Origin of the sequence: Pedobacter sp., assembly GCF_045628745.1 — a bacterium.
Lineage (GTDB): Bacteria > Bacteroidota > Bacteroidia > Sphingobacteriales > Sphingobacteriaceae > Pedobacter.
Window position 1 is genome coordinate 1 of record NZ_JAZQPU010000138.1, and the last position, 9,886, is coordinate 9,886.

9 protein-coding genes are annotated in these 9,886 nt (G+C 38.9%); 7 read left to right on the top strand and 2 right to left on the bottom strand.

The genetic code is table 11. The features are described from left to right. Positions 1-503: serine hydrolase (locus ACR2F7_RS05830; protein ID WP_432712647.1), on the bottom strand; the 503-nt coding region annotated here is incomplete at its 3' end. 213 nt (positions 504-716) lie between these two features. On the opposite strand from ACR2F7_RS05830, the gene ACR2F7_RS05835 reads away from it, so the two are divergent. Beyond that, entirely contained in the window at positions 717-2,594 is a 1,878-nt protein-coding gene (locus ACR2F7_RS05835; protein WP_432712648.1) for a TonB-dependent receptor plug domain-containing protein, read from the top strand. Between the two features lie 35 nt (positions 2,595-2,629). Next, complete coding sequence (locus ACR2F7_RS05840; protein WP_432712649.1) at positions 2,630-3,217, top strand: DUF6580 family putative transport protein; 588 nt, start codon at positions 2,630-2,632, stop codon at positions 3,215-3,217. A 16-nt stretch (positions 3,218-3,233) separates the two neighbouring features. On the opposite strand, the gene ACR2F7_RS05845 is transcribed toward ACR2F7_RS05840, so the two are convergent. After that, positions 3,234-3,527, bottom strand: a complete 294-nt coding sequence (locus ACR2F7_RS05845) for a hypothetical protein (RefSeq protein WP_432712650.1) — start codon at positions 3,525-3,527, stop codon at positions 3,234-3,236. Between the two features lie 132 nt (positions 3,528-3,659). On the opposite strand from ACR2F7_RS05845, the gene ACR2F7_RS05850 reads away from it, so the two are divergent. The 5 genes from ACR2F7_RS05850 to ACR2F7_RS05870 form a co-directional block, all read left to right on the top strand. Next, on the top strand, positions 3,660-5,888 hold the full coding sequence (locus ACR2F7_RS05850; RefSeq protein WP_432712651.1) for a heavy metal translocating P-type ATPase: 2,229 nt from the start codon (positions 3,660-3,662) through the stop codon (positions 5,886-5,888). 24 nt (positions 5,889-5,912) lie between these two features. After that, positions 5,913-6,119, top strand: coding sequence for a heavy-metal-associated domain-containing protein (locus tag ACR2F7_RS05855; protein ID WP_432712652.1), 207 nt, complete (start codon positions 5,913-5,915; stop codon positions 6,117-6,119). Between the two features lie 215 nt (positions 6,120-6,334). Then, a complete protein-coding gene (locus ACR2F7_RS05860) occupies positions 6,335-7,720 on the top strand; it encodes a mercuric reductase (RefSeq protein ID WP_432712653.1) in 1,386 nt (461 codons plus the stop codon). After that, positions 7,713-8,543, top strand: coding sequence for an ATP-binding cassette domain-containing protein (locus ACR2F7_RS05865; protein WP_432712654.1), 831 nt, complete (start codon positions 7,713-7,715; stop codon positions 8,541-8,543). The genes ACR2F7_RS05860 and ACR2F7_RS05865 overlap by 8 nt, the downstream gene beginning before the upstream one ends. Positions 8,544-8,545: 2 nt before the next feature. After that, positions 8,546-9,886 (top strand): ABC transporter permease/substrate-binding protein (locus ACR2F7_RS05870; protein WP_432712655.1); only part of this gene is annotated, 1,341 nt, incomplete at its 3' end.

Sequence of the window (9,886 nt, forward strand, 5' to 3'; positions counted from 1 at the left end):
ATAGCCAATCGGTTTAAGATCCTGCTGTTGTTTAAACCATATTTTGTAAGCTTTGCATTGAGCTCAGCTCTGCCTATAAATTCAAATAAGCGGTTAAAAGCATCATTGTCGCTGGTTAAAAGAATTTTTTTGATGTAATGACCTATAGAGGGTAAGCCATTTTCTGCAGTAAGGTCTTTATCTACTTTTGTCTGTCCTATAAAATTGCTATCAGTAATCATGGTACTATTGGCATTCAGTCCTTTTATTTTTAGTTCATTCACCTTTTCAAGGGCAAATATGACTGCAGCGAGTTTTACTGTGCTTGCGGGATAAAAATAATGGTGATCATCGAGGTTATAACTATAAGTTTTAAATGATGGTTTATTGTTTTTGTCGCGGATAACCTGTGTATAGCGTATTTGGACCTGGTGTTTTTGGGGGTGATTTATGATGGTAGAAAACAATTCGGGTTTACCATTCATTAATTTTTCAAGTAACAAGGTGTCGGTTTTTTGTGCCATAGATTGTAAACTTAAAAAGCAAAGCAGGAACGAAGTTATTTTGAACATAAAAAAGAATTTACTGCGCTAAATATAGGAATAAGATCTTTGTAGAGGCTCACAAATTTGATACATTTGCATGCTTTGTTGCTGCTCAAGCGATCTAAATAAGGTATTGCTATCTTCCTTGTCTATTCTTTTCAATGCTAATGAGTTAAATATAGCGACATCTAAATGAATATGAATTTTAAGAACAAAATACTCTTTTCCTCTCTACTTTTATCTTCACCTTTTATTTTAGTAAACACGGTCAATGCTCAAGAGGACCAAAATTTAGATGAAGTGGTTATTTCCACCAGTAAAAATGATCAAAAGCAAAGGCAAACCGGGAAGGTAGTCACTATTATAGGCCCAGAGGTGTTAGAACGTAGTCATGGTAAAAATTTAACAGATCTGCTTAATGAACAAGCAGGTATAGTTGTCAGTGGAGCTTCGGGGAACATGGGCTTAAACAAAAGTGTTTTCATTCGTGGAGCATCAGGAGCATATGCTATGGTTTTAGTAGACGGCATCTTAGTGAGTAGTCCGGTTGGAAATGGGTCAGCCTTCGATCTCCGCATGTATTCAATTGATCAGATAGATCATATAGAAATCATAAAAGGTGGCCAATCAACCATATATGGTTCGGATGCAATTTCTGGAGTGATTAACATTATTACGAAAAAGGGTGCAAAAGGTGGGAACAGTGTGTATGGCGTTGCCAGTATGGGAAGCTATGACACCTATAAGGGAACAATCGGTATCAGCAGCCATGTAGATAAATTCTCTTACAATATAGCTTATACCCAGGTGAAAACCGACGGTATTTCTGAAGCTGCCGCACCAGTAAATAGTACTGAAGTTTTTGAAAAAGATGGCCATCATACTGGTGCTGTAAATGCTACATTTTCTTTACAGGCAGATGAACACCTGAGTATCAACCCATTTTTAAGGTATTTTTATGGCCATTACCAATTCGATGCCAATGCATTTGAAGATCATTTGGATAACAATTACAAATTAAAGTATTTTAATGGTGGCTTTAATAGCAAGTATGAATTCGGATCAGGTAAACTTACCTTTAATTACAGTTATGAGAATGCCCTCACAGATTCGAAAAGTCAGTTTGGAAACAGCATCTCCGAAGGAAAGATGCAGCTCCTGGATTTGTTCTACAACCAGAACATTGGTGAGCATGTTAATATGTTGCTAGGGGTAGATAACAGGTCAAGCAGTTTTAGGTTAAATTCAGGCCTATCACCACACACCAATTTGTTCGCTATTTATGGTTCTGTATTTCTACATGACCTCAGTATTTTTAACCTTGAAGTAGGCGGTCGTTACAATAAACATGAAGAATACGGAGAAAATTACACCTTTAATATTACACCTTCCATTGCACTAAATAAGCATATTAAACTCTATGGAACAGTTTCTACGGCCTTCAAAGCGCCCACGCTTGATAATTTATTTGGAGAGTTCGGGGCCAACTTGCAGTTAAAACCAGAGCATTCTAAAAATTACGAAGCTGGAGTTGACTTTAAATTTGCTAATGACCGGTACACCTTGCGTTTAGCAGGTTTTAAGCGTGACCTCACTGATGCAATTGTCTATGGTAATACAAGTTACATCAACCTTGCCGATCAAAAGGTTAAGGGATTTGAAGTAGAGCCAGGCATTAAAGTTGGAAAATTTCAAGCAAAAGGCTATTATGCCTTTGTAGATGGTACAGAATTTAACTACATCACCAATGAAGTCTCAGATTTTTTAGTCAGAAAAGCAAAACATGTTTACGGTTTAAACGCTGGTTTACAGCTTAGTAAAACTTTGTATGTAAGCTCGACTTTTAAATATACAGGAAAACGGAAGGATGGTGATTTTGTTACTTATACCTTTGTAGACTTGCCGGCCTATAAATTGTTGGATTTCTATGCTGAATATTCGCTTATAGGTCAGCGGCTTAAGCTCTTTGCAGATTTAAAAAATGTATTTAATGAGAAATACACAGAGTTTTATGGCTATAGCAGCATGGGCTTTAATATGAATGCAGGTATTAGTTTTAATATTCGCTAAGATTTGATATTTTTACATTTTAAAAAACCTATACGATGTCCTTAAAAAAAATAAATTTCCGTAATTCTTTCCTTATTCTTATCGTTGTTGCAGCCGCCGCTACGCGGTTTTTGAATTTAGGAAGTTTCAGCTCCTGGACTAATTTTACACCTATAGGTGCAATGGCTATGTTTGGTGGAGCTTATTTTTCAGACAAAATAAAAGCTTATGCAGTACCAATGCTTACTTTATTTGTGAGCGATTTGTTATTGAACTTTATGTATTACCAGAAGTTTGTTCTTTTTTATGAAGGTGCTTTCTGGGTTTATTTAAGCTTTGCCTTGATGGTTTTTGCCGGTACTTTCCTTAAAAAGATAAACGTTGTCAATCTATTCCTTGCTTCTTTTGCAACGGTTTTCATTCATTGGTTAATTTCTGATATAGGTGTGGTACTTATGACAGGATCAATCTACCCTCAAACTTTCAATGGTTACCTTACTGCTTTAATTGCGGCTATTCCTTTTGAACGCAACCTATTGGTGAGCAACCTTGTTTTTGGATTTTTGATGTTTGGTGCATTTGAATTAGCCAAATCAAAATTCTCTATACTGAAAGTGAATAAGAATCAATTACAACAATCCTAAGAAACGGAGGGTGAAATTACTCTTTTGATTTTTTCAAAAGAGTAATTTCTTCGCCAATTTCTTCTATCATTTGTTCTGTCAGCTCAATTTCTGTACGCTCTTCTTCTAAATCAGGCCTATACAAAGGTAAGTCGCCTGCAATTACATCTTCAGGAGGTACTTGCTCCCAGCTATCTGTGTCTTTTAGATATTGAATGGCACCTAAAATCCCCCCATAATAGATCACTTTATAATAGCCTTCCTCAGTGGGTAAAATAGTAAGGGTGACTTCATTTTTTCCAAATCCTACTCTAATGTTAAATGGTTCCATGTCAATTAAACTTTAATTTTCAATAAATTGTTTTTATAGGGTTTCAGGCTTAACGAAATTATGCAATAATATTACTGAATGATGTAAAACGAAAATGCTTAAAGCAGGTATCTTTGTTATAAATTAAGAAAGATGAAAGAACAAGGAACTGTTAAAAATACATCATTGCCTGTATTGGGTATGACCTGTGCAAGCTGCGCTTCTAGTGTAGAGTCTAAAATTGCTGCACAGCCAGGTGTAAGCAGTGCCGCAGTTAATTATGCAACGCAACGTGTAAATGTAGTCTACAATCCTAAAATGGTTAACCCTCAGGTTCTGCAAAAGGCTATTCAGGATATTGGATATGATTTAATTTTAGACGAAGAAACGGGTGAGCAACAACAGGAAGAAATTAAGGCAGACTTATATCAGGCATTAAAAAAGAAAACCATTGCTGCAGCTATACTCACTTTACCAATAGTGGTAATAGGTATGTTTTTTATGGATATGCCCTATGCCAACTACCTGATGCTACTGTTAACCACCCCGGTTTTATTTGTGTTTGGTCAAAGCTTTTTTATCAATGCAGTAAAACAGGCAAAACATGGCAGTGCCAATATGGACAGTCTTGTCGCACTAAGTACAGGCATAGCCTATATATTTAGTGTTTTTAACAGCTTTTATCCGCAGTTCTGGCTTTCCAGAGGTTTGCATCCACATGTATATTTCGAGGCCGCTGCAGTGGTAATCGTTTTCATCATGTTAGGGAAGTTACTGGAAGAAAATGCCAAATCAAATACATCAACCGCCATTAAAAAGCTGATAGGCTTACAACCAAAGACAGTACATTTAGTAACTGATAATGGTGAAGTAGAGGTTGAGGTAAATGCTGTTAATATAGGTGATGAATTAATTGTTAAATCGGGAGAGAAGATTGCCGTTGACGGAATAGTGACCAGTGGAAATTCTTATGTAGATGAAAGTATGATTAGTGGCGAGCCTGTTGCGGTATTCAAAGAGGCAGGCACAAAAGTATTGGCTGGTACCATTAATCAAAAGGGCAGTTTTCGCTTTATTGCTGAAAAGGTTGGTAAGGATACCATGCTGGCGCAAATCATTAAAATGGTGCAGGATGCACAAGGGTCTAAAGCACCGGTTCAAAAGTTAGTAGACAAAATTGCTGGTATATTTGTGCCTATTGTGATCTTAATTGCCATAGTGACTTTAGGCTGTTGGATTTTATTTGCAGGCAGCAGTGGGTTTACACACGGATTAATGGCAATGGTTACTGTTTTAGTCATCGCCTGTCCCTGTGCCTTAGGATTGGCCACGCCCACAGCCATCATGGTGGGCATTGGAAAAGGTGCAGAATCAGGCATTTTAATCAAAGACGCAGAAGCATTAGAATCAGGCTACAAAGTTAATGCGGTTATTCTTGATAAAACAGGTACACTTACAGAAGGCAAGCCTACTGTAACGCAATTACATTGGGCCGACAATTTTAAAGGAGAGCAGCAAGAAATGTTGCAGGTACTTTTAGCGTTGGAAAAACAGTCAGAACATCCATTAGCAGAAGCCATTGTTGCTTACCTGAAAGGGTTGTCTGTAGTTGGTCTTAGCTTAATGAATTTCGAAAGTTTAACAGGAAAAGGTGTAAGTGGCAGTTATCAGGCGCAAAAATTTTATGCGGGTAGTCACCGGATTCTCTCTGAACTAAACATTAAAGTAAGTGATTCTTTATGTTTGAAAGTTAAGGAGTTAGAAGAAAAAGCGCAGACAGTAATTTATTTCAGCAATCAAGAAGAGGTGATCTTGATCATAGCCATTGCAGATGAATTAAAAACAGGGTCCAAAAAAGCAGTACAGGTTTTACAACAGCAGGGCATTGAGGTTTATATGTTAACCGGCGACAACCAGCATACGGCAGCTGCAGTAGCCCAACAAACGGGGATATTAAATTTCCAGGCGGAAGTCCTGCCAGCAGATAAGGCTGAGTTTGTGAAGAAGCTTCAGGAACAGGGAAAGGTAGTAGCTATGATAGGTGATGGCATTAATGATAGTCAGGCGCTGGCACAAGCTGATTTATCTATTGCCATGGGTAAAGGATCTGATATTGCCATAGATGTGGCTAAGATCACTTTAATGTCTTCAGATTTACTACAAGTGCCTAAAGCATTACGTTTATCAAGATTAACAGTAAAAACAATCCGACAAAATTTATTCTGGGCCTTTATTTACAACCTTATTGGCATTCCTCTTGCAGCAGGAATATTATATCCTTTTAATGGTTTTTTGCTGAATCCAATGATTGCAGGTGCTGCAATGGCACTCAGTTCGGTGTCTGTAGTCAGCAATAGCCTTCGTTTAAAATTTATAAAATAACATCATCAAAATACAAAACATAAAATGGAAACTTTAAAATTTAAAACTAATATCAAATGTGGAGGCTGTATAGCTACGGTAACTCCTTTTTTAAATGAGCAGAAAGAAATCAGTTCCTGGTCTGTAGATACCAGTACACTTGAAAAAACATTGACAGTGGAAGGAAATGTAAGTGCTGAAACGATCATCAACACCTTAAAGGAAGCTGGCTTTAAGGCTGAGGAGATCTGACATGTGGCTCCATGTGAAGAATATGGTTTGTGACCGATGCATTCTGATTGTACGGCAGCAGATAAGTCTACCGATGACCAGCACAGGAAGCCTCTTGATCAGGTAAAATAAAACAATTTTTTTCTTGACATTGCAAAAAAGGTCCTTTCGATAAGGATCTTTTTTTTATTTTAGGGTGAAAGTTACTTTTTTTCCTTCTACGTTGTTATAAAGGTATGGAATCATATGATGCAATTGTAATTGGTGCAGGACAGGCGGGTATTCCGCTGGCTAAAAAACTAAGTGAGGCAGGATGGAAAACTGCCCTGATTGAGAAAAGAGAAATTGGTGGAACATGCATCAATGACGGTTGTACACCCACAAAATCGATGGTAGCCTCAGCAAGGATGGCCTACCTTGCCAGTCGTAGTCATGATCTTGGTATAGAAATCAGCGATTATAAAATCAATTTTGAAGCTATTATGGCACGTAAGGATGCCATCGTGGATCAATTTAGAGGCGGTGCTGTAAAAGGAATTGAAGCAGCAGAAAATATCTTGTTTATATACGGAGAGGCTGAATTTATAGATAACAACACTGTTCAAGTTACAGGTCGGGATGGTCAAATATTGAACTTGCATGGAGAACACATTTTTATCAATACCGGCACAAGTCCTTCCACACCTGATATGGAAGGTTTAAAGGACATTAACTACTTAACTTCTACCAGTATTTTAGCATTGAAAGAAGTACCCAGGCATTTGCTTATTGTGGGTGGTGGCTATATAGGTTTAGAGTTTGCACAAATGTTCAGACGTTTTGGTGCTGAAGTAACCTTATTGGAAAGAGGCGATCGCCTGATGCCTCATGAGGATGATGATGTTTGTGTGGTGATATCTGCTCTTTTTGAAGAAGAAGGAATCAAGGTGCTTGTAAATACCAAAGCTGTAAAGTTTGAAAATGAAGGCACAGGCGATATCCAAGTTACCGTTGAAGGCCCTGGAGAACAAACTCATTATACCTGCAGTCATGTTTTAATGGCTTCGGGCAGAAAACCACAAACGAAACAATTGGGGGTGGAGAAAACAGGAATCAAATGCGATGATAAGGGATTTATTCAGGTGAATGAAAAGCTGGAGACCTCGGTTAAAAACATTTATGCCTTGGGTGATGTGAAAGGTGGACCAGCATTTACACATATTTCTTACAATGATTATGTTGTAGTGACAGGGAATTTGCTGAATCATAAAAACCTGAGTACCAAAGGACGTATAGTACCTTATTGCATGTTTACCGACCCCCAGGTAGGTAGAGTAGGGATTACCGAAATGGAAGCAAAGGAGCAGGGACTGGATTACCTGGTGGCAAAAATACCCATGAAAAACGTGGCGCGTGCCATAGAAACTGCGGAGTTAAGGGGCTTTATGAAAGCCATCGTTGATAAGAAAAGCAAGCAGGTTCTCGGGGCCACCATTATTGGAGAAGAGGGAGGTGAGGTAATGTCTATCCTGCAGATGGCGATGATGGGTGGCATTACCTATGAGCAAATCAGGTATACCATTTTTGCTCACCCTTTATATGCAGAGTCATTAAATAACCTTTTCATGGCCTTAGATGATTAAAGCAACGGAATTAGTGAAGCGTTTTGGAAGCACCACTGCCGTAAACAAGGTTAGCTTTGAGGTTTCTGAAGGAGAGAACATGATACTCCTGGGCCCTAGCGGTTGTGGTAAGACCACCACCTTAAGGATGATCAATCAGCTGGAAACACCAGATGCTGGTCAGGTATATATTAACCGTGTTGATGTAGCTGAACAACAGCCTGAACAATTGAGAAGGAGCATTGGCTACGTGTTACAACATCATGGCTTATTTCCTCATTATACTGTTGCAGAAAATGTTGCTATTGTACCGCGTTTGCTGAAATGGGATACACAGCGCATAGTAGAGCGCAGTGCAGCGCTATTTGAAAAGCTTGACCTTGACCCTGGGCTCCAAAAGCAATATCCGAAGGCCTTAAGTGGGGGACAACAACAAAGGGTTGGCCTAGCAAGAGCTTTAATGACCAACCCACCAGTGCTGCTGATGGATGAACCTTTTGGCGCTTTAGACAACCTGACCAGAATACGCATCAGAAAAGATTTTATGCAATTGGATGAACTTAGACAGCTCACTATTGTAATGGTAACACATGATATCCAGGAAGCATTTGAGATGGCAGATAAAATCTGTTTGATGGATAAAGGTGTAGTGATGCAATTTGGAACTCCAGAGGAATTGCTTCATCACCCTGCAAATGATTTTGTAACCGATTTTTTAAAAGACCAACGCTTATTATTGGAGCTTAAATCTTTACATATGGGTGAACAAACAGCCTGGGAAAAGATGGAAAGCTTAAACAGTACAGATCTACAACAGCTCATCAAAGGGGAGAGGAAACCTTAAACATGGAAGAGCCTCAAAATTTCTGGCAATTTGTGCATCTCCAGTCTGGACAGTTGCTCAATCAAACTGTTACCCATTTGGCGCTAACTTTAATATCGTTAATTCTAGCCATTTTCATTGCATTGCCAATTGGCATTTATATAGCCCGTAAACCACGCTTTGCAGGGTCCATACTTGGATTTACAGGCGTGTTGCAAACCATACCCAGTATTGCCTTATTAGGTATCTTGATTCCAATTCTCGGCATTGGTGCTCTACCAGCCATTCTTACACTTTTTTTATATGCTTTGTTGCCTATATTAAGAAACACCTATACCGGTATTTCAGGGGTTGACGCTGTTGTTAAAGATGCCGCAAAAGGAATGGGCATGAGCAGCCTGCAAATTTTGTATAAAGTGGAGTTGCCCCTAGCTTTCCCGGTGATCATGGCCGGCATAAGAACAGCTACAGTGATCAATGTTGGGGTAGCAACTTTAGCAGCCTATATTGCCGCAGGGGGGTTAGGAGAGTTTATATTTGGCGGGATCGCACTAAATAATAGCCATATGATCCTGGCCGGCGCCATTCCTGCAGCCTTATTAGCTATCCTACTTGATTATTTACTTTCCCTCCTTCAAAAAATGAGCTTAAAAAAGCTTAACTTGCTTTATATCCTTACGCCTTTTCTATTGGTGCTTTTCACCTCTTTTTATCTTCTGCCAACAAAAATCGGTGGTAGGATGCTGGCAGGTTTTACGCCTGAATTTATGGGTAGAAGTGATGGATATCTAGGACTAAAAGCAGTTTACGGTTTCGATATGGATATGGTAGTCATCAGCGATGCCATGAAATATAAGGCCGTATTTGAAGGAAAACTCGATGTCATTGACGGCTACAGCACCGACGGCAGGGTGAAATCCTTTGATTTGCAAACCTTAACAGACGATCAGCATATTTTTCCTCCATATGCTGCTGTACCTATAGTACGACAAGCCACACTCAATCAATATCCCGAGTTGGAAAAGTGCTTGAATTTGCTTGCTGGAAAAATTGACGACCAGACCATGACGACGCTCAATTACAAAGCAGATCAATTGCATGAAAGTCCTGAGAAGATTGCGATGGATTTTTTAAAGCTAAACAAGCTATACCATCCACCAGGAAAGCGAAATAAAGGCATCATCAGGGTTGGCTCTAAAATCTTTGGCGAACAATATATTTTGGCGCAGTTGTATAAAATGCTGATTGAAGGAAATACTGATCTTCAAGTATCGACTAAATCAGGGTTGGGGGGCACTAAAATCTGTTTTGATGCCTTAGTTCATAACCAAATTGATTTATATCCAGAATATACAGGAACAGCT